At 67.7% G+C, this 20,999-nt stretch carries 20 protein-coding genes; 10 read left to right on the top strand and 10 right to left on the bottom strand.

Annotated features, from left to right (window positions below; translation table 11 throughout):
* The first annotated feature begins 55 nt into the window (after positions 1-55).
* From MRBLMI1x_RS12210 to sucB, 3 genes are all read left to right on the top strand, one after another.
* Positions 56-1,528 (top strand): leucyl aminopeptidase, encoded by a 1,473-nt coding sequence (locus MRBLMI1x_RS12210; protein ID WP_363459020.1) that lies wholly within the window; start codon positions 56-58, stop codon positions 1,526-1,528.
* Positions 1,525-2,895, top strand: a complete 1,371-nt coding sequence (gene lpdA, locus MRBLMI1x_RS12215; RefSeq protein ID WP_363459022.1) for a dihydrolipoyl dehydrogenase — start codon at positions 1,525-1,527, stop codon at positions 2,893-2,895. The genes MRBLMI1x_RS12210 and lpdA overlap by 4 nt, the downstream gene beginning before the upstream one ends.
* A gap of 63 nt (positions 2,896-2,958) precedes the next feature.
* Positions 2,959-4,704 (top strand): 2-oxoglutarate dehydrogenase, E2 component, dihydrolipoamide succinyltransferase, encoded by a 1,746-nt coding sequence (sucB, locus tag MRBLMI1x_RS12220; RefSeq protein WP_363459024.1) that lies wholly within the window; start codon positions 2,959-2,961, stop codon positions 4,702-4,704.
* A gap of 20 nt (positions 4,705-4,724) precedes the next feature.
* Here the strand turns inward: sucB and MRBLMI1x_RS12225 are convergent, their stop codons facing one another.
* Entirely contained in the window at positions 4,725-5,987 is a 1,263-nt protein-coding gene (locus MRBLMI1x_RS12225) for a hypothetical protein (RefSeq protein ID WP_363459026.1), read from the bottom strand.
* A 117-nt stretch (positions 5,988-6,104) separates the two neighbouring features.
* Here MRBLMI1x_RS12225 and MRBLMI1x_RS12230 point away from each other — a divergent pair, with 117 nt between their 5' ends.
* Positions 6,105-6,815, top strand: a complete 711-nt coding sequence (locus tag MRBLMI1x_RS12230; RefSeq protein WP_363459028.1) for a DUF4191 domain-containing protein — start codon at positions 6,105-6,107, stop codon at positions 6,813-6,815.
* Between the two features lie 6 nt (positions 6,816-6,821).
* Here MRBLMI1x_RS12230 and MRBLMI1x_RS12235 read toward each other — a convergent pair whose 3' ends face one another.
* Entirely contained in the window at positions 6,822-7,250 is a 429-nt protein-coding gene (locus MRBLMI1x_RS12235; protein WP_363459030.1) for an RDD family protein, read from the bottom strand.
* 131 nt (positions 7,251-7,381) lie between these two features.
* Between MRBLMI1x_RS12235 and glnA (MRBLMI1x_RS12240) the strand changes: the two genes are divergently transcribed.
* A complete protein-coding gene (gene glnA, locus MRBLMI1x_RS12240; protein ID WP_018186667.1) occupies positions 7,382-8,806 on the top strand; it encodes a type I glutamate--ammonia ligase in 1,425 nt (474 codons plus the stop codon).
* 75 nt (positions 8,807-8,881) lie between these two features.
* Here the strand turns inward: glnA (MRBLMI1x_RS12240) and MRBLMI1x_RS12245 are convergent, their stop codons facing one another.
* From MRBLMI1x_RS12245 to MRBLMI1x_RS12270, 6 genes are all read right to left on the bottom strand, one after another.
* On the bottom strand, positions 8,882-9,109 hold the full coding sequence (locus MRBLMI1x_RS12245; RefSeq protein WP_256335387.1) for a hypothetical protein: 228 nt from the start codon (positions 9,107-9,109) through the stop codon (positions 8,882-8,884).
* A 333-nt stretch (positions 9,110-9,442) separates the two neighbouring features.
* Positions 9,443-9,709, bottom strand: coding sequence for a hypothetical protein (locus tag MRBLMI1x_RS12250; protein ID WP_018186664.1), 267 nt, complete (start codon positions 9,707-9,709; stop codon positions 9,443-9,445).
* 49 nt (positions 9,710-9,758) lie between these two features.
* Positions 9,759-10,667 carry a DUF808 domain-containing protein gene (locus tag MRBLMI1x_RS12255; protein WP_363459033.1) on the bottom strand — a complete coding sequence of 303 codons (909 nt, stop codon included), beginning with the start codon at positions 10,665-10,667 and terminating at the stop codon, positions 9,759-9,761.
* A gap of 27 nt (positions 10,668-10,694) precedes the next feature.
* On the bottom strand, positions 10,695-13,673 hold the full coding sequence (locus tag MRBLMI1x_RS12260; protein WP_363459035.1) for a bifunctional [glutamine synthetase] adenylyltransferase/[glutamine synthetase]-adenylyl-L-tyrosine phosphorylase: 2,979 nt from the start codon (positions 13,671-13,673) through the stop codon (positions 10,695-10,697).
* A gap of 4 nt (positions 13,674-13,677) precedes the next feature.
* Positions 13,678-15,015 (bottom strand): type I glutamate--ammonia ligase, encoded by a 1,338-nt coding sequence (gene glnA, locus MRBLMI1x_RS12265; protein WP_018186661.1) that lies wholly within the window; start codon positions 15,013-15,015, stop codon positions 13,678-13,680.
* 78 nt (positions 15,016-15,093) lie between these two features.
* Positions 15,094-15,276, bottom strand: a complete 183-nt coding sequence (locus tag MRBLMI1x_RS12270) for a hypothetical protein (protein WP_018186660.1) — start codon at positions 15,274-15,276, stop codon at positions 15,094-15,096.
* A 92-nt stretch (positions 15,277-15,368) separates the two neighbouring features.
* Here MRBLMI1x_RS12270 and ppgK point away from each other — a divergent pair, with 92 nt between their 5' ends.
* From ppgK to MRBLMI1x_RS12290, 4 genes are all read left to right on the top strand, one after another.
* A complete protein-coding gene (ppgK, locus tag MRBLMI1x_RS12275; RefSeq protein ID WP_018186659.1) occupies positions 15,369-16,190 on the top strand; it encodes a polyphosphate--glucose phosphotransferase in 822 nt (273 codons plus the stop codon).
* A gap of 2 nt (positions 16,191-16,192) precedes the next feature.
* Positions 16,193-16,453, top strand: coding sequence for a hypothetical protein (locus MRBLMI1x_RS12280; RefSeq protein ID WP_018186658.1), 261 nt, complete (start codon positions 16,193-16,195; stop codon positions 16,451-16,453).
* 241 nt (positions 16,454-16,694) lie between these two features.
* Positions 16,695-17,594 (top strand): hypothetical protein, encoded by a 900-nt coding sequence (locus MRBLMI1x_RS12285; protein WP_363459039.1) that lies wholly within the window; start codon positions 16,695-16,697, stop codon positions 17,592-17,594.
* A 166-nt stretch (positions 17,595-17,760) separates the two neighbouring features.
* Positions 17,761-18,624, top strand: coding sequence for an NPCBM/NEW2 domain-containing protein (locus MRBLMI1x_RS12290; protein WP_363459041.1), 864 nt, complete (start codon positions 17,761-17,763; stop codon positions 18,622-18,624).
* A gap of 54 nt (positions 18,625-18,678) precedes the next feature.
* Here the strand turns inward: MRBLMI1x_RS12290 and MRBLMI1x_RS12295 are convergent, their stop codons facing one another.
* Positions 18,679-18,999 (bottom strand): helix-turn-helix domain-containing protein, encoded by a 321-nt coding sequence (locus MRBLMI1x_RS12295; RefSeq protein WP_363459043.1) that lies wholly within the window; start codon positions 18,997-18,999, stop codon positions 18,679-18,681.
* A 491-nt stretch (positions 19,000-19,490) separates the two neighbouring features.
* Between MRBLMI1x_RS12295 and MRBLMI1x_RS12300 the strand changes: the two genes are divergently transcribed.
* A complete protein-coding gene (locus MRBLMI1x_RS12300) occupies positions 19,491-19,760 on the top strand; it encodes a hypothetical protein (RefSeq protein WP_363459045.1) in 270 nt (89 codons plus the stop codon).
* Between the two features lie 548 nt (positions 19,761-20,308).
* On the opposite strand, the gene MRBLMI1x_RS12305 is transcribed toward MRBLMI1x_RS12300, so the two are convergent.
* Positions 20,309-20,965, bottom strand: coding sequence for a potassium channel family protein (locus MRBLMI1x_RS12305; protein WP_363459047.1), 657 nt, complete (start codon positions 20,963-20,965; stop codon positions 20,309-20,311).
* Between the last annotated feature and the right edge of the window lie 34 nt (positions 20,966-20,999).

Here is a 20,999-nt window from a genome sequence, read left to right on the forward strand (position 1 = left end):
CGGCGCGCGAGCCGTCCCGCTCTGAGCGAACGCCACTCTCCATAGGATGGAGAGCATGCCGTACCCCGAGCTGACCGTGTCCACCTCTCCTGCACGCGACGGCGGCGCCGACGCGATCGTCCTGGCCCTTCCGCCGCTCGAGGAGGCGGCGGCGGTCCTGTCCGAGTGGCCCGGCGTGGAGGACGTCCTCCGCGGCGTCGGGTACACGGGCGCGGCGGGAACCACCGTGCGGGTCTTCGCCCCGGCATCCACCGATCTCCCCCTGTTGGTCGTCGGAACCGGCGCAGCGCCGTCGAGCGACGCGATCCGGGATGCCGTCGGTGCTGCGATCCGCACCACCACGGGCTTCGCGCACGTGGCCGTCGTCCTTCCGCATGCACAGGAGCACTGGCGGGCGGCTGCCGAGGGCGCCGTCCTGGGCGGCTACCGGTTCGAGGGGTACAAGTCGGGTGAGCCCGCCAAGACCCGGGCGGCCCACGTGAGCCTTCACCTGGCAGCGGACGTCGATTCCGCCGAACTCCGCGCCGTCGAAGTGACGGGTTCGGCCGTCGCCCTCGTCAAGGATCTCGTCAACATCCCCGCCGAATGGCTCAGCCCGGCCGATCTCGCCGAGCGCGCGATCGAGGCCGTCGCGGGCCTGCCCGTCGACGTCGAGGTCCTCGACGAGACGGAGCTCGCCGCGCAGGGGTTCGGCGGCATCCTCGGTGTCGGCCAGGGTTCGGACCGCCCGCCGCGCCTCGTCCGTCTGACTTACTCCCCCGCGGGCGCCGACCGCCACGTCGCCATCGTCGGCAAGGGCATCACGTTCGACACCGGCGGCCTGTCGCTGAAGCCGCCGGCATCCATGGTCGGGATGAAGTTCGACATGGCCGGTGCGGCTACGGCGCTCGCCGTCGTCCGCGCCGCAGCGCAGCGCGAACTCTCCGTCGGTGTCACCGCGTGGCTCTGCATCGCCGACAACATGCCCTCCGGACGCGCGACCCGCCCGGGCGACGTGCTCCGGATGCTCGACGGCACGACCGTCGAGGTCCTGAACACGGATGCCGAGGGCCGCCTCGTCATGGCGGATGGTCTCGTCGCGGCGAGCCGCACGCAGCCCGACGTGATCGTCGACGTCGCGACCCTGACGGGAGCCGTCATCGTCGCCCTCGGCAACCGCCACACGGGCGTCATGGGCGATGACGCCACCGTCGCCCGCTACCTCGAGGCGGCGGCATCCGTCGGAGAAGCCGCGTGGCAGTTGCCGCTCCCCGACCACATGGAGGACGAGCTCGACTCCCCCATCGCCGACATGCGCAACGCGAAGGTGGGCGACCCTGCTGGCGGGACGATGTTCGCGGGCCTGTTCCTGCGCCGATTCGTCGGACGGACGTCGGAGGATGCCGATGCCCCCCGCATCCCGTGGGTGCACCTCGACATCGCCGGCAGCGGCGAGAACAAGGCATCGCCGTTCGGCCCGACGGACAAGGGCCCGACGGCCGCGACGGTGCGATCGCTCCTCGCCTTCCTCGAAACGGAGTCGCGATGACCCGTCACGAATTCGACCTCGTCGTCCTCGGCGGCGGCAGCGGCGGGTACGCGGCCGCGATCCGGGCGAGCGAGCTCGGCAAGACCGTCGCGCTGATCGAGAAGGACAAGGTCGGCGGGACGTGCCTGCACCGCGGCTGCGTCCCCACCAAGGCTCTGCTTCACACCGCTGAGATCGCCGATCACGTCCGCGAGGCCGCGGCCGTCGGCGTCGACGCCACGTTGACGGGCTTCGACCCGGCACGCATGACCGCGTACCGGGAGGGCATCGTCGCGAAGAAGTACCGCGGCCTGCAGAGCCTGCTCTCGACTCGCGGGATCACCGTCGTCGCCGGCGCCGGACGACTGACCGCAGAACGGACCATCCTCGTCGGCGACGACGAATACGCCGGCACCGACGTCATCCTCGCCACCGGTTCGCAGACGCGCTCCCTCCCGGGGATCAAACCGGGGGGTCGCATCCTCACGAGCGAGACCGCCCTCACCCTCGACGAGGTGCCGGCCTCCGTCGTCATCCTCGGGGGTGGCGTGATCGGCGTCGAGTTCGCCAGTGCGTGGCGTTCATTGGGCACCGAGGTCCTGGTCGTCGAAGCACTGGATCGCCTGCTGCCCGCGGAGGAAGCCGTTTCGAGCAAGGCGCTCGAGCGTGCGTACCGCAAGCGCGGCATCCAGACCGCCCTGTCGATCCGGTGCGAAGGCGTGACCGCACGAGAGGACGGCGTCGCGGTGACCCTCTCGGACGGTCGCGTCGTCGATGCCGACTACGTTCTGGTCGCCGTCGGCCGTGGGCCGGTCACAGACGGACTCGGCCTGGCGGAAGCCGGTGTCGCGCTCGATCGCGGCTTCGTGACCGTCGACGCCGACCTCCGGACGACGGTTCCGCACGTCTGGGCCGTCGGCGACATCGTCCCCGGCCTGCAGCTCGCGCATCGCAGCTTCCAGCAGGGCACCTTCGTCGCCGAGCGGATCGCGGGGCTCTCGCCCGTTCCGGTGCCGGAATCGACGATCCCGCGTGTCTCGTACTCGCACCCCGAGGTCGCCTCGGTCGGGCTGACCGAGGAGCAGGCGCGGGCTGCGCACGGCGACCGGATCACGGCGTTCGAGTTCAACCTCGCCGGCAACGCGAAGAGCGAGATCCTCGGAACAGCGGGGTTCGCCAAGGTCGTCCGGATCACGGACGGACCCGTCGTGGGCGTCCACCTCGTGGGCGACCGCGTGGGCGAGCTCATCACCGAGGGACAGCTCGCGATCGGATGGGAAGCGCACCCCGAGGACATTGCGCCCTTCATCCACGCGCACCCCACTCAGAGCGAAGCCCTCGGCGAGGCCTTCCTCGCTCTCGCGGGCAAGCCCCTCCATACCATCTGACCCCGTCGCACTCGCGACACTAAGCTAGACAGCACATCGCTTTTTCTTGAAGGAGACACAGTCATGAGCACATCCGTGGTCCTCCCCGCGCTCGGTGAGAGCGTCACTGAGGGAACGGTCACCCGCTGGCTCAAGAAAGTCGGTGATTCGGTCCAGGCCGACGAAGGTCTCCTCGAGATCTCGACCGACAAGGTCGACACCGAAATCCCCTCGCCCGTCAGCGGCGTGATCGAGGAGATCCTCGTGGACGAGGACGAGACGGTCGAGATCGGAGCCGTCCTCGCGAAGATCGGCGACGGCTCGTCGGCCCCCGCTGAGTCGGCTCCCGAGGAGCCCGCTGCCGAGGAGCCCGCTGCCGAGGAACCCGCTGCCGAGGAACCCGCCGCCGAGGAGCCCGCGAAGGAAGAGGCACCGGCTCAGTCCGCGCCGGCATCCGCGCCCGCGTCCGCCGGCGACGCGAAGGACGTCGTCCTTCCTGAGCTGGGCGAGAGCGTCACCGAGGGCACCGTCACCCGCTGGCTGAAGCAGGTCGGCGATGACGTCGCCGTCGACGAGCCGCTTCTCGAGATCTCCACCGACAAGGTCGACACGGAGATTCCGTCCCCGATCGCCGGCACGCTCACCGAGATCCTCGTCCAGGAGGACGAGACGGTCGAGGTCGGCGCTGTGCTCGCCCGCGTCGGCTCCGCCGCCGCCGCTGCACCGGCCGAGCCGGCCCCCGCGGCGCCCGCCGAGGAGAAGGCCCCCGAAGCACCCCAGGCCCAGGAGTCGACGCAGGACGCTCCCGCGGCTGAGGCGCCGAAGGCTGACGCACCCGCGGCCGAGGCCGAGGCCCCCAAGGCTGAGGCACCCCAGGCTGAGGCACCTCAGGCTGAAGCGCCTCAGGCCGCACCTGCCGAGGACGGCGTGACCTACGTCACGCCTCTCGTGCGCAAGCTCGCTCAGCAGCACGGTGTCGATCTGTCGACGATCACGGGCAGCGGTGTCGGTGGACGCATCCGCAAGGAGGACGTCCTGAAGGCTGCCGAGGCCCCGAAGACTGACGCAGCTCCGGCTGCCGCAGCACCGGCCCCCGCCGCCGTCGAGGTGTCGCCGCTGCGCGGCACGACGCAGCCCATGTCGCGTCTGCGCAAGGTCCTCGCCAGCCGCGCCGTCGAGTCGATGCAGCAGACCGCTCAGCTGACGACGGTCGTCGAGGTGGATGTCACGAAGCTCGCGAATTACCGCGACTCCGTCAAGGCGTCGTTCCTCGAGAAGACCGGCGACAAGCTGTCGTTCCTGCCGTTCTTCGCTCTGGCCGCCGCCGAGGCGCTGAAGACGTACCCCGTCATCAACTCCACCGTCGACGGCGGCCAGATCGTCTACCCGGCGAGCGAGAACCTCTCGATCGCGGTCGACACCGAGCGCGGCCTGCTCACGCCGGTCCTGCGCGACGCGGGCGATAAGAACATCGCTCAGATCGCGCACGAGATCGCCGATCTCGCTGGCCGCACGCGCAACAACAAGCTGAAGCCGGACGAGCTCGCGGGCGGCACGTTCACGCTGACCAACACGGGTTCGCGCGGCGCGCTGTTCGACACGCCCGTCGTGTTCCTGCCGCAGTCGGCGATCCTCGGCACCGGTGTGGTCGTCAAGCGCCCAGGAGTGGTGACGGTCGACGGAAAGGACGCGATCAGCGTCCGTTCCTACGTCTACCTCGCCCTGTCGTACGACCACCGCGTCGTCGACGGTGCGGACGCGGCCCGCTTCCTCAGTGCGATGAAGGCCCGCCTCGAGGCTGCGCAGTTCGAGGGTCAGCTCGGCGTCTGACGCCGTTCGGGCGAAACCCGTCATGGCTGGTCCGCGAGGTCGTACACCTCGCGGACCAGCCATTTCTCTTCCACCCGCACCATGACCAGGACCTGCGTCAGCTCGTCTCCGACGATCTTCACCGCGGCAGCCCCGCCGTACTCATCCACGACGGCCACTCCGTAGCCGCCGGCGGCTGCAGGGATGTTCCCGGGGTCGACCGACTCCTCCCCCCACCGCTCGCGGCACGGCGCGTCCGAACACGCGCTCACCGCGTCGACCAGCCGGCGCGCGGCCGCGACGAGCTCCGCGGGCCCCGTGTCCTCGTGTGCAGGTGGGTCACCCGGAGCCGAAGACGCCGCCATCGGGGATGCAGAGGCGGACCTCGGCGGGGCAGTCGAAACGGACCCCACAGCGGCCGCCGGTCGGTCCTTCTCGTCGGTCGGCCACAGGGCTCCCGCCAGGATCACAGCGGTCGCCGCTGCCGCCGCGACGAGAACCACTCTCCGCCTGCCCGCCGGGCGTGTCCTCCTCCGACCCCGGACGGCAGAGGTCCGCGTGAACGCGGCTCGAGTGCGGGCGATGGCGCGACCGACGCGATCGGCGACACCGCCGTCGACGAGTCGGGTGACGAGGTCGCGCACTGCATTCGTCACCCCGGGCCCGGCGGCGTGCTCGCCGGTGGTCCGCAGCCGCGTGGGCGGCGCCGTATCGGCGTCGCGGAGCGAGGTCGGAAGCGGCTCAGGATCGGCCGCCGCGAACAGCAGGTCCTCGACCTCTTCCGATTCGCGGCGCAGCCGGCGTGGATCGTCGATCGCCTCCACCGCGCGATCCAGCGCCGCACGGAGCGGCGGGTTCGCGGGGTCCAGACCTTCGAGAAGTGCGAGCGTGTCGCGCCGCCAGTCCAGTGTCCCCGTGAGCGCGAGGACGGGCCGCCCCTCCGTCGTCACCCACCACCGGCCGCAACTCGCACCCAGCCGGTGCGCCTCTGCCGCACCGCGAAGAGCACTGACGGCGACGGTGACGAGCGCTCCCGGCGACAGGGCGGCATCCCGCACCACATCGTCGAGCTGCACGGGACAGTGAGCCAGGAGGACGCGCGGCCCGTCCGTCGTCGCGGCGGCGTCGATGGGAGCGAGGATGTGCTCCGTGTTCAGCGCCGCCCACGCCGGTGAGGCCGCGACGTCGACCGCGTCCACCCAGACGGTGAGAGGTTCTCCGGCTCGGAGGACGCCGGCGAACGGTGCCTCCGCGAGTGTGAGATCGCGGAGGGCTGCGGGCGTCTCGAGAGTGACGGGGTCCATCCCTCCAGCCTGGGAAGCCGGTCAGGGTGCGGACGGCCCAGCCTGGCGGCCGGTGGACAGCCGGCATCCGCTCGACAGTGTGAAGAAGTCTGCGGGGCGCGAAGGTAGGCTGAGCACATGGCATCCCGCAGTACCGCACCTGAGAAACGCCCCGGATTCTTCTCGCAGATCCGCTCGCTCTACACGTTCACGCAGAGCGAGTTCCGCTGGCTGCCGTGGGCGCTCATCGGCGCGGTCCTCATCGGGATCGGAGTGGGCATCGGGATCGGTTTCCTCGTGCCGCCGGTGGAGATCTGGAGCGTCATCCTCTGGGGCGTGAGCGGCCTTCTCATGGGTATCTTGCTGGCGATGGTCCTCTTGACCCGCCTGTCGACGCGCGTCATGTACCGCAAGCTCGACGGGATGCCCGGAGCCGTGGGACACGTCCTGTCGACGGGCCTCGGCCGCAGCTGGGTGACCTCGGAGATGCCGGTCGGCGTGAACCCCCGAACGCAGGATGCCGTCTACCGCGCCGTCGGGCGCGGCGGTGTGGTCATCATCGGCGAGGGAGCCCGTGGACGCCTGACGCGGCTCATCAACGACGAGCGCAAGAAGGTCTCGCGGGTGGCATCCGGGATCCACGTCGAGGTCCTCTACGTCGGCGACGGCGAGGGCGACATCCACATCTCCAAACTCGCCAAGACGATCAAGTCGCTGCCCAAGAACGTCGACCGTGCGACACTCGCCGCCGTCGTCAAGCGCATCGAATCGGTCTCCCAGTCGGTGACCTCGCTTCCGATCCCCAAGGGGATCGATCCGGCGCGCGCCCGGGCGCAGCGGCCTCGCTGACCCGGTTCAGCCTCTGACGAGGACGGTGCCGACGGCTTTGTCGTGGAGTCCGCGCTGATCGGCGTCCCAGATGACCGCCGGCAGAACGACGACGAGCAAGGCCGTGCGGACGATCGGGCGCCACAGGCCCGGCCATGCACCGCGGGCCAATTCGACGCGCATCCCCAGGATGCGATGCCCCGGGCTTCCCCCGATCGTGGGGATGAAGACGACCTGCAGAACGGCGAAGACGATCATCGGCGCGAACAGTGTCCACCCGGCCTTCTCGGGCAGAGCGAACTGGTCGTATCCGAAGAACGCAGTCGCCAGGATGGTCGCTGCCGCGTAGTCGATGAAGAGCGCGCCGATACGACGACCGGGGCGACCGATACTGCCGCGGCCGGTGGCGGGACGGCCCAACCGTTCTCCGGGATGATCGGGCGAGGACGAGGTCACCGCTTCAGACTAATCGCGCCCACGTAACATCCTCGAAACATCGGGGACACTGCCGAGCAACTGCTTCCCGATAGGTTCGAGGAGCGCCTGATCCGACGGGCGTCGACATCGCACCCGATCTTGGAGACTCCATGTTCAAAGATTCTTCCGAGGTGCTTGCTTTCATCAAGGACGAGGACGTCAAGTTCCTCGACATCCGTTTCACGGATTTGCCTGGTGTCCAGCAGCACTTCAACATCCCGGCCTCGACCGTTGACGAGGAGTTCTTCACGGTCGGCCAGCTCTTCGACGGCTCCTCGATCCGCGGCTTCGCGAACATCCACGAGTCCGACATGCAGCTGATCCCGGATGTCACGACGGCCTACCTGGACCAGTTCCGCGAGGCGAAGACGCTCGTCATGATCTTCGACATCTACAACCCGCGCACCGGCGAGATCTACCACAAGGACCCGCGCCAGGTCGCCAAGAAGGCGGAGAAGTACCTCGCCTCCACCGGCATCGCCGACACCGCGTTCTTCGCGCCCGAGGCGGAGTTCTACATCTTCGATGACGTTCGCTACGAGGTGAAGCAGAACTCGAGCTTCTACTCCGTCGACTCCGAGGAAGGCGCGTGGAACACCGGTCGCGTCGAAGAAGGCGGAAACCTCGCCAACAAGACGCCGTACAAGGGTGGGTACTTCCCGGTCAGCCCGGTCGATAAGACGGCCGACCTCCGCGACGACATCACCCTCAAGCTGATCGAGTCCGGCTTCGTGCTCGAGCGCTCGCACCACGAGGTGGGCACGGGTGGCCAGCAGGAGATCAACTACCGCTTCGACACCATGGTGCACTCGGCGGACGACATCCTGAAGTTCAAGTACATCGTCAAGAACACCTGCGAGGAGTGGGGCAAGGTCGCGACCTTCATGCCCAAGCCCCTCTTCGGCGACAACGGCTCCGGCATGCACACGCACCAGTCGCTGTGGCTCGACGGCAAGCCGCTGTTCTACGACGAGAAGGGCTACGGCGGGCTTTCGGACACCGCTCGCTGGTACATCGGCGGCCTGCTCGCACACGCCCCCGCGGTCCTCGCCTTCACGAACCCGACGATCAACTCGTACAAGCGACTGGTCAAGGGCTACGAGGCTCCCGTCAACCTGGTCTACTCGGCGGGCAACCGTTCGGCTGCGATCCGCATCCCGATCACCGGCTCGAACCCGAAGGCCAAGCGCATCGAGTTCCGCGCTCCGGATGCCTCCGGTAACCCGTACCTCGCCTTCGCGGCGCAGATGATGGCCGGCCTGGACGGCATCATCAACCGCATCGAGCCGCACGAGCCGGTCGACAAGGACCTGTACGAGCTGCCGCCCGAGGAAGCGAAGAACATCCCGCAGGTCCCGAACTCGCTCCTCGACTCGCTCGAGGCTCTGCGGGCCGACCACGAGTTCCTCACCCGCGGCAACGTGTTCACGCCCGAGCTCATCGAGACGTGGATCGAGTACAAGATCGAGAACGAGATCAAGCCGATCGCGGCACGCCCGCACCCCTTCGAGTACGAGCTGTACTTCGGGGTCTGATCCCACGATCGAGAAGAGCCCGCCGGCAGGACGCCGGCGGGCTCTTCTGCGTCGCCCGGGAGGTGACGACGTGCGTCAGAGACCCTCGTTGTCGTTGGTCGTCAGCCATCGCTGAAGCTCATCACCGGTGGGCCGCAGGGAGGTTCCCCATGACTGGACCACCGGGGCATCCGTCTCTCCCGACAATGTGCACAGGTACCCGTCCTCCGTCTCGGCGGGCACGTAGACGAACCATTCCGGCGTCACGGTGCGCCGCACGACGAGCGCGCTGTCCTCATCTACGGTGAGGGGCTGATCCGGCATGCTCGCGCTGACGCATTCCGAGACCAGCTCGCCCCATTCGGTCGAGTCTAGGACCACAGGCTCAGCGCCGGCGGATACGGACGGCGAGGGCGACGGAGCGGGTGCAGCCGATGACGCACCGGCTGAGGACGGCGGCACGGCCGAATCGCTGGGTGCGGGTGCCCCGCCGCTCGTCCCTGTAGGGGCGCATCCGCTGGCAGCCAGCGCCCCGAGGAGAGCGATCGATGCCGCCGCCGTACGTCTTCCGATCTGCGGTCGAACCGCTCTCTGAGGTGTCATTCCTCGAACGTATAGGTGAATGATGCACCGTCACCGAACGATCGGATAACGACGTCAGAAGCCCGGCAGGTTGATGTCTTTCGGATCCACCTCGATGTCGCCGACGTCGTCGGGGCCACCCGTGCCCGGTGCGACCTGGACCTGCGACGCGTCGATGTCGCCGTCGACGTCGTCGGAGACATGTTCGCCCTGCTTCTGCTGCGTCTCGGTCTCACTGCCGGGGCTGTAGGCGGTGTCCCGGTCGACCCCATCGACCTGGGACTGGGGTGAATCCGTCGCGGGTGTGGGTTCGCCGGAGGGGGAATCGTGGTGGTTCGTCATCCTCGGACGCTACGCTCCCCCACACCGGGACCACGCCCCCTTGACAGCCTCAGTGGGCTGCCGGCGTCTCGGTCTTCGTGTGTCCCCGGTCCTTGCCGCGCAGGCGTCCGATCAGCAGGATGACTCCGACGATGACGAGCCCGAGGAGCAGACCGGCGACGGCGGACACGAGTGTCTCGCCGATCCACACGATGACGGGCCCGGCGGCCTCGAGCAGATGCTCCACACCGTGCAGCAGGTCCGTCGTCCAGTGCCAACCGACCTTGCCCACGTTCTCGAGCACGAGGTGTCCACCGACCCACAGCATGGCGACGGTGCCGAGGATGCTGATGGCACGGAACACCGCAGGCATGGAGCGTACGATCCGGGCGCCGTTGTGGCGCACGCGCTTGATCGAGCTCTTCGCCATCTTCAATCCGATGTCGTCGATCTTCACCAGCAGTGCGACGGCGCCGTAGACGAGGAGGGTCATCATGAGGGCGATGACCGCCAGGATGGAGAGGGTCTGCCATACCCCGAGGTCCTCCTCGAGGCTGTCAAGCGCAATGAGCATGATCTCGCTCGACAGGATGAGGTCGGTGCGGACGGCGCCGAGGACCAGCTTCTTCTCGTCGCGCTCCTCCTCCTCTTCGGCGTGCATGTGGAACCCGAACCACTCGAGCACCTTCTCAGCGCCTTCGAAGCAGAGGAACGCTCCTCCCAGGATGAGCAGAAAAGGGAGCACCTGCGGGGCGAACGCCGTCAGGACGAGCGCGATCGGGATGATGATGAGGAACTTGTTGACGAGCGAGCCGAGCGCGATCTTCGCCACGATCGGGAGCTCCCGAGCCGGCGTGACCCCCTGGACGTACTGGGGCGTCACGGCAGCATCGTCGATGACGACACCGGCTGTCTTGGAAGAGGCCTTCAGGGCGGCGCTCAGGATGTCGTCGACGACGGCCAGCAGTCCAACGGACATGGGGGTGCCTTTCGGTGTGATCGGCACTCAGCCGTAGAAGAGATTCTCGAAGGCGCGACGTGCCCGACGCGCGGTACGCAGCCAATCCTCCTCCACCTGCGTGGCGGAGCGCGGCTCATACTCCAAGAGTCTGCCGATGCCGTCGAGTTTGCCACGATCGCTCGGCAGCACGTCGCTGGTCTGGCCGGAGAGGAGCGTGTTGGCCGACCGGAGCCGGCTGGCGAGCCACCATGCCTCGGCAAGACGTTCGGCCGCATCATCCGGAACCAATCCGGCGCTGCGGGCGGCTTCGAGGGCGGTGGTGGTCGACGTGGTCCGGAGACCCTCGACGTCGGCGGCATGCTGCAGTTGGAGGAGCTGCACGAGCCACTCCACGTCGCTGAGTCCGCCCGGCCCGAGCTTCAGGTGCCGCGACCGATCGACCCCCTGCGGCAGTCGCTCGTTCTCGACCCGCGCCTTGATCCGTTTGATCTCGCGCAGACCCTGCGAATCGGGATGAAGCGGGTACCGGAGGTCGTCCGCCAGCGCCATGAAGCGGCCGATCAGCGTGACGCTTCCGGCGACCCCGCGGGCACGCAACAGCGCCTGCGCTTCCCAGGACAGCGACCACCGGCGGTAGTACTCCGCGTAGGAGTCGAGCGATCGCACCATCGGGCCGTTCCGCCCCTCCGGGCGAAGACCCGCGTCGAGATCGAACGGCGCGCGCTGATCCTCCGAATGGGTGCGCAGCCCCTGGACGATCTTGAGCGCGAGCTCCTGCGCCCGCTGCGCCGGCACGCCGTTGGCGTCGTAGACGTAGATGACATCGGCATCGGAGCCGAAGCCGAGCTCGGCTCCCCCGAAGCGCCCCATCGCGATCACCGCGAAGTCCAGCGCGTCGTCCTCGGGCGGGACGACCTCGCGCCACACCGCGCGGAGGGTCGCCTGGATCGTCACCTCGCTGATCGACGTCAGACCCTGCGAGAGCTCGGCGATCGTCAGCTCGCCCAGCAGTCCCCCGAGGGCGAGGCGGAGGAGCTCGCGGCGACGCAGCGCGCGCACCGAGCGCATCGCGTCGCCTATCGATTCGTGGCGCGCCTGAATCGCGCGCGCCTCCTGCTGCAGCGCGAACCCGGACCTCGGTCGCAGCTGCTCCGAGGAGTCGAGCCAGGCAGCCGCCTCGGGGATCCACTCCATGAGATCGGCGGCATACCGTGAGCCCGACAGCACGTGGGTCAGACGCTCCGCCGCACCAGAGGAGTCGCGGAGCATCCGCAGGAACCAGGGGGTGTCGCCCAGGCGTTCACTGATGCGCCGGAACGAGACCATGCCGTAGTCCGGATCGACCCCGTCGGCGAACCAGCGGATCATGACGGGCATGAGGTGGCGCTGGATGGTGGCCTTCCGGCTCAGTCCGCTCGTGAGCGCTCCGATGTGGCGAAGCGTCCCCGCCGGGTCTCGGAATCCGATCGCCGCAAGCCGGTCATGCGCCTGAGCGGACGACAGGGCGCCCTGTTCGTCCGCGGGCAGCGCCGCCACCGCCGACAGGAGCGGGCGGTAGAACAGCCGGATGTGGATCTCCCGCACCTGGAGCTTGATGCGCTCCCACACGGCTCCGATCCCAGCGGCATCCGTCGCCAGCCCGGTCGCTCGGGCCAGGACGCGCAGCTCGTCGTCGGTGGTCGGCATGAGGTGGGTACGCTGCAGTCGCCGCAGCTGCAGGCGGTGCTCCATGACGCGGAGGGTGCGGTAGTGCTGGCCGAAGGCCGCGGCATCCGTTCTCCCGATGTATCCCTCCCCGACGAGGGCGACCAGGGCACCCAGGGTGCTCTGCTGACGGATGCCCTCGTCCGACAGGCCGTGGACCAGCTGCAGCAGCTGGACGGTGAACTCGATGTCGCGGATGCCGCCGGGCCCGAGCTTCAGCTGCCGGGCGACCTCGTCTGAGGGGATGTGGTCCGTGACGCGCTCACGCATCCGCTGGACGCTGTCGACGAAGTTCTCCCGGGCGCTGCTCGTCCAGACGAGCGGCTGCACCGCGGCGCAGTACCGCTCCCCCAGTTCCAGATCCCCGGCGAGGGCACGCGCCTTCAGAAGCGCCTGGAACTCCCAACTCTTCGCCCACCGCGCGTAGTACGACAGGTGCGAGTCGAGGGTGCGGACGAGGGCTCCCTGCTTGCCTTCGGGCCGGAGGTTGGGGTCGACCTCCCACAGGGGCGGTTCGATCTCGACGTCCGAGATGCCGCGCATCGTCAGCGCCGCGAGACGGGTCGCGATGTCGACCGCGCGGCCCTCCGCGAGTTCCGCTCCTTCGGCCACCCCGGCGACGAAGATGACGTCGACGTCGCTGACGTAGTTCAGTTCGCGCGCGCCGGTCTTCCCCATGCCGATGACCGCGAGGCGCGTCACAGCGACCTCGTCACGCGGGAACATCGTCGCCGCGCGAGCGCGAGCGGCGCACAGCGAGGCGTCGAGGGCCGCGCCCGCGGCATCCGCCAGCGCCGCCGCGACCTCCGGCAGTACGTCGGCGGCATCGTCGGAAGCGAGGTCGTAGGCGGCGACGAGCGCCACGAGCCGGCGGTAACGGACACGCAGAGCGATCCACGCGGATTCATCGGATGCCGCGGCGAACCCGTCGGCGTCCGCCCCGACGGATTCGAAGAGGCTCTCCCGCATGGTGCGCCCCGAGGGCAGCATCCGTCCCGCGCCGATCAGGTGCACGAGCTCCTCGGGATGACGCAGGAAGAAGTCGGCGTAGCCCGAGGAAGCCCCGAGCAGGGACCACGCGACGTCGCCAGCCTCGGCGAGCACATGCGTCAGGGCGTCGGGGGCACGCCGACCGATCCGCACGCATGCCTGCACCGCACCGTCGGGGTCCGCCGCCCGCTGCGCAGCCACGACGAGATCGGTACGGGCGATGCCGCTCAGCTCGCTCAGCTCGTCCAACGCGTCGGAGGACGATGCGAGGTCCGAGAACCCCGCACGGGCAAGATCGGTGAGCGCAGCCCGTCGCTCGATCGAGGCCATGGCCTCAGAGCATCTCGAGGTTCTTCTGCAGTTCGAAGGGCGTGACCTGCGACCGGTATTCCTGCCACTCGCGACGCTTGTTCAGCAGCACGTAGTTGAAGACCTGCTCGCCGAGGGTCTCCGCCACGAGCTCGGACTCCTCCATGTACTCGAGGGCGTGGTCCAGGCTCGACGGCAGCGGACCGTAGCCGAGGGCTCGGCGCTCGGCATCCGTCAACGACCAGACGTTGTCCTCGGCCTCGGGGGGAAGCTCGTACTCCTCCTCGATGCCCTTGAGGCCGGCCGCGAGCATCAGCGCGTACGCGAGGTAGGGGTTCGCCGCCGAGTCCAGCGCGCGGTACTCGACCCGCGTGGACTGTCCCTTGTTCGGCTTGTACATCGGCACGCGCACGAGCGCGGAGCGATTGTTGTGGCCCCAGCAGACGAAGCTCGGGGCCTCGTCGCCGCCCCAGAGGCGCTTGTACGAGTTCACGAACTGGTTCGTGACGGCCGAGATCTCGTTCGCGTGACGAAGAAGGCCCGCGATGAACTGTCGACCGGTCTTGGAGAGCTGGTACTGCGCACCCTCTTCGTAGAACGCGTTCATGTCACCTTCGAAGAGGGACATGTGCGTGTGCATCCCGCTGCCGGGCTTGCCGCTGAGGGGCTTCGGCATGAACGTGGCGTAGACGCCCTGCTCGATCGCGACCTCCTTCACGACGGTGCGGAAGGTCATGATGTTGTCCGCAGTCGCCAGAGCGTCCGCGTAGCGGAGGTCGATCTCGTTCTGACCGGGCCCACCCTCGTGGTGGCTGAACTCGACCGAGATGCCGAGGTCCTCGAGCATCCGCACCGACCGACGACGGAAGTCGTGCGCGGTGCCGCCGGGGACGTTGTCGAAGTAGCCTGCCGAGTCGACCGGCTCGGGACCCTCAGGACCGAACGACGACGACTTGAGCAGGTAGAACTCGATCTCGGGGTGCGTGTAGAACGTGAAGCCCGCGTCCCCGGCCTTGGCCAGTGCGCGCTTGAGCACGTTGCGCGGGTCGGCAACTGCCGGCTGCCCGTCGGGCGTCGTGATGTCGCAGAACATGCGCGCCGTGGGATCGATCTCGCCGCGCCACGGCAGGGTCTGGAACGTGGCGGGGTCCGGATGAGCCAGCAGGTCGGACTCGTAGGAACGCGTCAGCCCCTCGATCGCGGAACCGTCGAACCCGAGGCCCTCGGCGAACGCGCCCTCCACCTCGGCGGGGGCGATGGCGACCGACTTGAGGGTCCCCGTCACATCCGTGAACCACAGCCGGATGAACTTGACCCCCCGCTCCTCGATCGTCCTCAGAACGAAGTCACGCTGCTTGTCCATCGCATCCTTCCCGGTGCCGAGCCGACTGCCAGACTAGCGGTCCGAAGCCGCGACGCCGTCACGCGACGCGGCGCCTGCTCACTCGTCTTCGGCGGCATCCTCTGCGGCCCACCTGCGCGAACGCTCCCGCATGATCTCCGGGGCACGAGCCGCTTCCTCGGCGGTGTCGAACGGACCGGCGCGATCGACCGCCGGAGACTCGAAGCCCTGCTGGACCTCACCCGTCTTCAGGTTGTACCAGTACTTGTCGGCGTCGCTCATGGGGTCCTCCTCGGCCTCGTGCGGTTCATCCTACGGACGGGTCCGCCAGAGGCCTACGTCCGGGCTGCCGCGGTCGGACTAGGCTCGAATGCATGACTGGGACCGCCACCACCGCCGTCGGCATCGACATCGGAGGGACGGGCATCAAGGGTGCCCTCGTCGACCTCTCGCAGGGAAAGCTCCTCACCGACCGCATCAAGGTCCCGACACCGAAGGGCGCCGAGCCCGATGATGTCCTGAAGGCCGTGACCGAGGTTCTGGAGAAGCTCGAGGTGACGGACGACGATATCCCCCTCGGTGTGGCGTTCCCCGCGATCGTGAAGAACGGCCGCACACTGTCGGCCGCGAACGTCGCGCACACCTGGATCGACTTCGAGGCCGAGGCGTTCTTCGAGAAGGGTCTCGGCCGCCAGATCCACTTCGCCAACGACGCCGACGTCGCCGGCGTCGCCGAGATGCGGTACGGCGCTGCGAAGGACCGCGACGGGGTCGTGCTGCTCACGACCCTCGGGACCGGCATCGGCACCGCCATGATCTACAAGGGCGTCCTCGTCCCGAACACGGAACTCGGCCACCTGCACCGCCCGGGCCACAAGAAGGACTTCGAGCACTTCGCCGCGTACTCGGCGATGGAGCGCGAAGAACTCGAATGGGATGCCTGGGCCGAGCGCCTGCAGCAGTACTACAGCCACCTCGAGTTCCTCTTCACCCCCGACCTGTTCGTCGTCGGTGGCGGCGTCTCCAAGCACGCCGACAAATTCCTGCCCCTGCTGGATCTGAAGACCGAGATCGTCCCTGCCGTGCACCGCAACAACGCGGGCATCATCGGAGCCGCCGCACTGGCGCTCGCCGGCGACGACTCCGGCGCGTCGGTCGACGAGGGCGAAGACCTGGCGGGCACGACCTCGCGCTGACCATGAAGGTGCAACAGGTCGATGAGCGCGATGCGCGCTCCGAGGACTACGCGGTCGGTTACCGCGTGATGCTTGTTGGCCCCGGGCTTCGCATCGCGGCCTTCGACGTCGACGACGCAACACCTCGAGACGTCATGGAGTGGGCGGAGTCGGCCGCCGCCACTCGTGAGGCGAACTTCTCGATCGCCGCGAGGACGCGTAGCGACGACGGCGGAGTGGACCTCATCTGGCTGACTCCACCCCCGGAAACCTTCATGGGCTAGGACGCCTCGACGTACGAGGGGCGAATGGGCCGGCCTGTACGCCGGGTTCTGAACGCACGGAAGTCGCGGCCAGCTGGCTGTCGTTGGCAAGCGTTGAAAACCCCGGTCAAGCATCAATTGTCTGAGTTGCCCGGGATTGGGCGTGGTTGCGGGACATCGCGTTTTCCGCGGACGCGTTGCGGACTGCGGGCGGACTGAGGAGCACCGCGCGCTCCCACACTCAAGCTGGAAAGCTCTTGCCATGGCGAACTCGATGACTGAACGCGACGAGGGTTCGGAGTGGCTCTACTGGGATCCCAAGCCACGGCGTTGGCGCAGGGTTGAACTCCTGACAGTTCCTGCTGGCAACCCCAAGCGCATACGAATACAGCACCTCGACCGGGACAAGGCGGGCGCTGCCGAATGGGCTCCTGCTTCTCGCTGCAGAGTCCGGTGGTCGGAACGCGGAGAGTACCTGGCGAGAGTCGAGCGGTGGGAGAGAGTTTCCGAACCCAGCCCTCCGACCCATATCGGGGACATCGCGGCTACGCTCCTCGATCGATACGTCGATGCGGATATTGCGGAGTTCTCGACCGTCGTAGGCGTCCTCCTTGTCCGCGACGCCGAGCGACTCGGAGCGCAGTGCGGCGTCTCGCCCACTTTCTTGACATCGGATCCGGCTGCATTCCGGGAACAGGATGGCTGGGTCATCCCGTGGTCAACGGCTGACAAAGTGCTTCGCGAGCTGTGCCGGACCGACCCGGGTCCGGGCCTCCAGCTCCTGGAGGAGCAATTGCGCAACCAGCAGGCCTTTGATCAGCTGGTCGAGAAGGAGGGACCGCGGTGGTGGCAACGCATTGATGAACTGGAACCGTCCGATGAGCGTCTGGCGGCGTCGACGAGGGCATGGCATGAGGGAAGACTTGCCGCGACGCGCAGGGTTCGACTTTGGTTGGAGGATGGTAGCCCCGCGGGGCTGGCAGACGCATACCTGGAACTGCGAGGGATGTACGCCGACCTGGCCGAAGCCGCACGAGACGCGATTCCTCGGCTGGGTATGGACCGCACGCAGATCTCCGGCCGCATCGCGATCCGATTGCGTCAGCTGACCGACGAGCCGACGCCGGTAGTCAATGTGCGCGGTTTCCGGCGGAGCGAGTAAGCCCGGCCGAGATCCAATGAGGATCGGCAATCGGTGGAGGTGACAAAACTGGTCGGCGGCCGCACTCATGTGATGACGAGTAGGTCGGGACCTGTTCGAAACTGATGCTGGCTCACCAGCTCGTCACGCCCCTATGCTTCGAACGCGCGGGGTCATGGGGCCCCGCATGTTCTGGGGAGAACTAATGCGCAAATCAGCGTTCACGCGATCGCGAGTAGGGGTCGCGGTCATCGCCGCTGCGGTCGGTTTCGGTCTTCTGGCGGCTCCGAGCCCTGCCTCGGCCGCCGAACGGACCACGGTGGTGCTTGGCAAGATCGCTGCCGCCAGTGGCGGGACGGTCACCGCGGGGAAGGTCATCGTCCTGTCGGGTCGAGCATCCGCAAACCTGAAAGGCAAGAAGCTGACCGTTCAGGTGAAGGCGGGGGCGACTTGGCGGACGCTGAGCGCAACGCCGACCGTGACCTCGAAGCAGACCTTCGCCGCGAAGGTGAAGGCTGTGGGCCTTGGGACGACGACCTACCGCATCGTCTACCCCGGCACGACGGCCGGCAAGGATCTCAGCCGGTCGACAAGCAGCCGCAGCACAGTCGTCTGGCAGTGGTTCCCGCTAGCCGGGCAGAAGACGGTCGACTCGAAAGCAAGCTACGGCTGGTACGAGCCGTACGCTCAGGCAGCCACGATGGCAGGCGTCTATTACCCCGAGGCCATTGCCGGGAGCTCGAAGAATGACCGGACGTCGTGGTCGGAGTTCAATCTCTCGTTCCAGTGCAAGCAGTTCTCTGCCCTTGCTGGCACAGACGATTCATCGCCTTCCGACAGTTCCGGAACCAGCTACATCACCGTCGATAGCACCACACCATCGAAGGGATCCGTCCCGCTCAAGCTGGGGAAACCCACCGCCATCAGCCTGAACGTCACCGACGCCATGCGCTTGCGCCTCTCGGTCGTCTCGCCGAACTCCGACGCAGTCACCGCCGTGTGGGCAAACGCGAAGATCCTCTGCAAGAAGGATGTCAACCCGAAAGACTGAGCCGTTCCGTACGGCGAAGCCCCTCGGACCTGATCAGTCCGAGGGGTTTCTTCGTCACATGAAACCGGCGCTCTTGAGCCGTTCGATTGTCTCCTCGCGCGTGAAACGGTCGTGAGGGTCGATCTTCCGGAGGAACTGGTCGACGTCGTTCATGTTCTGCACGCCTGGACTGTCAGGGCCGTGCGCTCGTGTTGAGGCGCGTCGCGGGATCAGCGGGGCCTCTTCCTCCGCACCGGTGCGCGCCTTTGCTCTTAGATGAGCGAGCACTTCGCTCGGGAACATGCGCCACCGGTTCCCAACCTGGAACGCAGGGATCTCGCCTTCACGCGCGAGGCGAAGCATGACCTGATACGAGACGCCCAGAGTCTCAGCCATGACCGTAAGCGAGACCGCAGGCTCAGATGGCTCTACCGACACGGCTAGTCACCCTCGTGGAGGGACGGCAGCCTGTCAGCTGCTGACGGGCGCTCGACCCAAGGAAGGCCGATAGTGGTGCCGTCCCACGCGCACTCATAGCTACCATCCACGTCACGCATCACCGTGCCGCATGAAGGGCATTCCGGCTGGGTGCCGGCGTCGAACTCGTCAGGAGTGAACACGAGGACAGCTTCCCACGCGCCGCGGTCTTGAGTGCTGCCGGGTGCGGGCGTACGATTCCGGTCCACGGGGGGTGGTTCCGCAAGCCGCATGTTTGGGGAGCGGTCACCGGAAGGCGCCCCCGCCTCCCCCGGGAGGAGGCGGCGGTGCCGCACCATTGGCATCAGCGCAGCGGCGGTGTCGGCGGACCGTGGAATGCTCTCGGCCGGAGGAAGGGTCATCCGGCATTGGGCACGAACAGGCGATACGCCACCGCGGTCGACGCGCGCATGAACGAACGGGCACTGGAAGTCACCGCACGGGACGCTCCCCTGCAGTCGCTCACCCCCGATGAGCTCCGACTCGACGAGGTCCCGCTGACCGTCGACCCGAAGCCACGGCGGAAGGTGAAAGCCTGGGTGCGGTTCGGTGAGACGCCCGTTCGTGTCGATGCTGTCGCCGCGCGGTGGACTCCCTCGGCTGTTGGGATCACGTTCACCGTGGACGGTCGGGAGCACCGCTGCTGGGTGTGGGTGGGCGCAGTCGACGAGCTCCCATAGATCGCTGGGTGCGCCGCGAAGCAAGTGCCGCGCATCTACGCGGGACTTGCTATCGGCGAAATGCGAAAGCGGCGAGCCCCAGGAGGACCGCTAGTACGCCGAAGCCCGCTACCCCGTAGAGGAGCCAGACCCCGGTGAGATCTGGCCCGACAGTCTCGTAACCGCTGACAGCGAGCGCATCGGCAAATACGGCGTTGCTGAGAGTGGCGGCAGACGCATCCTCCTCGGCAGCGCGTCGTGCAGCTGGTGCCCCGACAAGTCCTATAAGGAGCATGATGCTCCCCACGCCGAGAAGGATCAGTGCTGGAATATTGGGCTTCTTCGGCCTTGCGGCTACCCCCGGGTCAATCATGAATTGAACCTAGCCGTTCGGGATCGGCTCAACACGATCGTTTCAGCCGGCTGGCAGCTCCTCACCGGGTAATGACGAATCGCTACCGACCAGCGGTGGGGCTGAGCGGAACGCCGCTCAAGAGGGGACGGCGGCGACCCCGCGCACTGCGGAGGACGAGCGCGCTTGTTCGGCTGCCTACACGCCCGCCGGCGATTCAGTCCTGAGCTCGCATCATCGACTGCAACTCGTCGATCTTCGACTCGAGAGCACGGATGTGGCCGACCGTCGCGGCGTCCGTCTCCGCGTCGTGCTCAGCGACGCGCTCGACGATCCACGACGCGAGCGTCGCTGTCACTACACCGAGCAAGGCGATGCCGCCGAGCATGAGACCGACCGCTATCAGCCGACCCTCAGCGGTCACGGGAGAGAGGTCACCGTATCCGACAGTTGTGACGGTGGCTAACGCCCACCAAACGGCGTCGCCGAAGGTCTGGATACCGCCACCGTGGCCCCGTTCACTGTCGAGCACCGCGAGCGCAGCCACGAAGACGAGGAGTGCCGACGCACTGGACACATAGAGGATGATCCGGCCGCGGATCGCATTCCCGGCGGTCCGCTGGATAACAGAGAGGAGGGTCACCAGCCGAAGGATCCGAAGCGGTCTGAGCATAGGTAGCACGACGATTGCAAGGTCGAACAGGTGTGTGTAGAACCAGCGCCATCGCCTCGCCTTTGGCGCGAGCGCGAGATTCGCGACGTAGTCGATGAGGAACAGCGCCCACGTCACCCAGATCACCGCTTCGGCCACCGCGTTCACCGCACCCTGCAGCTCTCCGATGACCTGCCAGGCGTAAGCGACCAGGAAGAGCACCGACGAGGCGAGGAGAGGCCACTCGGTCAGGGTC

Source organism: Microbacterium sp. LMI1x-1-1.1, assembly GCF_040676205.1.
GTDB classification, from domain to species: domain Bacteria; phylum Actinomycetota; class Actinomycetes; order Actinomycetales; family Microbacteriaceae; genus Microbacterium; species Microbacterium aquilitoris.

Excerpts from the sequence above, each read along its gene's own strand:
- MRBLMI1x_RS12280 (WP_018186658.1), top strand. The coding sequence starts at position 16,193 with ATGAAGGTGCAACAGGTCGATGAGCGCGATGCGCGCTCCGAGGACTAC.
- MRBLMI1x_RS12290 (WP_363459041.1), top strand. The coding sequence starts at position 17,761 with ATGTTCTGGGGAGAACTAATGCGCAAATCAGCGTTCACGCGATCGCGA.
- glnA (WP_018186667.1), top strand. The coding sequence starts at position 7,382 with ATGTTCAAAGATTCTTCCGAGGTGCTTGCTTTCATCAAGGACGAGGAC.
- MRBLMI1x_RS12245 (WP_256335387.1), bottom strand. The coding sequence starts at position 9,109 with ATGCCGGATCAGCCCCTCACCGTAGATGAGGACAGCGCGCTCGTCGTG.
- MRBLMI1x_RS12230 (WP_363459028.1), top strand. The coding sequence starts at position 6,105 with ATGGCATCCCGCAGTACCGCACCTGAGAAACGCCCCGGATTCTTCTCG.
- glnA (WP_018186661.1), bottom strand. The coding sequence starts at position 15,015 with ATGGACAAGCAGCGTGACTTCGTTCTGAGGACGATCGAGGAGCGGGGG.
- MRBLMI1x_RS12250 (WP_018186664.1), bottom strand. The coding sequence starts at position 9,709 with ATGACGAACCACCACGATTCCCCCTCCGGCGAACCCACACCCGCGACG.
- MRBLMI1x_RS12225 (WP_363459026.1), bottom strand. The coding sequence starts at position 5,987 with ATGGACCCCGTCACTCTCGAGACGCCCGCAGCCCTCCGCGATCTCACA.
- MRBLMI1x_RS12210 (WP_363459020.1), top strand. The coding sequence starts at position 56 with ATGCCGTACCCCGAGCTGACCGTGTCCACCTCTCCTGCACGCGACGGC.
- MRBLMI1x_RS12270 (WP_018186660.1), bottom strand. The coding sequence starts at position 15,276 with ATGAGCGACGCCGACAAGTACTGGTACAACCTGAAGACGGGTGAGGTC.
- sucB (WP_363459024.1), top strand. The coding sequence starts at position 2,959 with ATGAGCACATCCGTGGTCCTCCCCGCGCTCGGTGAGAGCGTCACTGAG.
- MRBLMI1x_RS12285 (WP_363459039.1), top strand. The coding sequence starts at position 16,695 with ATGGCGAACTCGATGACTGAACGCGACGAGGGTTCGGAGTGGCTCTAC.
- MRBLMI1x_RS12295 (WP_363459043.1), bottom strand. The coding sequence starts at position 18,999 with ATGGCTGAGACTCTGGGCGTCTCGTATCAGGTCATGCTTCGCCTCGCG.
- ppgK (WP_018186659.1), top strand. The coding sequence starts at position 15,369 with ATGACTGGGACCGCCACCACCGCCGTCGGCATCGACATCGGAGGGACG.
- MRBLMI1x_RS12260 (WP_363459035.1), bottom strand. The coding sequence starts at position 13,673 with ATGGCCTCGATCGAGCGACGGGCTGCGCTCACCGATCTTGCCCGTGCG.
- MRBLMI1x_RS12255 (WP_363459033.1), bottom strand. The coding sequence starts at position 10,667 with ATGTCCGTTGGACTGCTGGCCGTCGTCGACGACATCCTGAGCGCCGCC.
- MRBLMI1x_RS12300 (WP_363459045.1), top strand. The coding sequence starts at position 19,491 with ATGAACGAACGGGCACTGGAAGTCACCGCACGGGACGCTCCCCTGCAG.
- lpdA (WP_363459022.1), top strand. The coding sequence starts at position 1,525 with ATGACCCGTCACGAATTCGACCTCGTCGTCCTCGGCGGCGGCAGCGGC.